Raw genomic sequence first — 1257 nt, 5'->3', positions numbered from 1 at the left:
GGCCGCGGGTGGCCTGGGCGGTGGTGCGCAGACGGGTGACAGTGAGGACGGCGGCGGCGAGCATGCCGATGAACGTCCAGCGCATCCAGGAGTTCCAGCAGGTGGTCTGGCCCTGGTCGAGGCCGCAGGCACTCTTGCCGAGCTGGAAATCCTCTTCGATCTTCCAGCGGCAGCAGATCACGTCGACCAGTGTGGCCAGGGCGACGGGGGTGGCGGAGTGGCAGCGGTAGAAGGAGAGTTGGCCGGTGTAGCGGTGGCGGCGGATGACCAGGTGGGAGTGGCCGGCCGCGTGTCCGGTGGGGGTGTCGTCGGCGGGTACGTCGAGCAGGGCCCAGTCGTAGTGGCGGTCGCCCTTGAGTCCGTGACCGGTGCGCATGCGTGCCCAGGCGTTCTTGGGAACGTGCCCGGCGAGTTCGGCGGCGGTGAAGGCGCCGGCCGAGGTGGTGACGCGGTGATCCGTCCTGACGGCCATGGTGTAGTCGAAGCCCAGGCGGCGGGCGGCCAGGCGCAGTTCGCGTCCGCCGTACACCTCGTCGCCGGCCGTCCAGCGGGCGTGGATGCCCAGGGCGCGGGCGCGTTCGAGCATGCTGGCGGCCAGCTGCGGTTTGGTGGCGAATTCCCGTTCGTCGGGGACGTGGGTGAGCAGGCGCCGCTCTTCGTCGGCGGCCCAGGCGGCGGGCAGGTACAGCTCCCGGTCGATCACCGCGTGGCCGCGCCGGGAGGCATAGGTGAGGTGGACGGCGACCTGGCACAGGCCCACTTGGCCCAGGGCCCCGGAGTACTGGTGGGCTGCCCCGACTGCGTCGCTGGAGGACTTCTCGTCGCCCGTCTCGTCCACCACCAGTACGGCTTGGTCATCGGCGAGTTCGCTGGTGATCCACGCGGCGAGGCGGTCGCGGGCCAGGTCGTGGTCGACGCGGGCGCGCGCGAGAAAGTGTTGCAGGCGGTGCGGACCACAGTGGCCCAGGGCCTCGGCGAGCGTCCAGCAGTTGCGGGTGTCCAGCTCCATCAGCATCGCCTCGCACATCTCCCGTGCCAGCAGGCGGGGTTCACGCCGAGTGAAGCAGTTCGCCACCGCGGCCATGGCCGCCCCTATGACGTCCGTCCACTCACGCTCGGCTATCGTGGCCTCCGCGGCCACCTGGTCCTTGATCGTCGTCACAAACGTTCATGATCACGGTGGCCGTTCCTGTGCCCACGGCGCCCCGGCCCTGACCAGCACGGACACGCTGACAATCAAGAACTACAGCTGTCGTG

The 1257-nt window shown here is 70.0% G+C and carries 1 protein-coding gene; it reads right to left on the bottom strand.

All coding sequences use genetic code 11. From position 1 onward, the window contains the following. A partial coding sequence (locus tag AB0J04_RS46195) for an IS701 family transposase (protein WP_363174741.1) occupies nt 1-1162 on the bottom strand: 1162 nt, incomplete at its 3' end. Between the last annotated feature and the right edge of the window lie 95 nt (nt 1163-1257).

The sequence above is a fragment of the Streptomyces sp. NPDC050263 genome (assembly GCF_040655955.1).
Taxonomy (GTDB): domain Bacteria; phylum Actinomycetota; class Actinomycetes; order Streptomycetales; family Streptomycetaceae; genus Streptomyces.
Note: the sequence above shows the minus strand (reverse complement) of the source record. Positions and strands in the feature narration are given on the sequence as shown.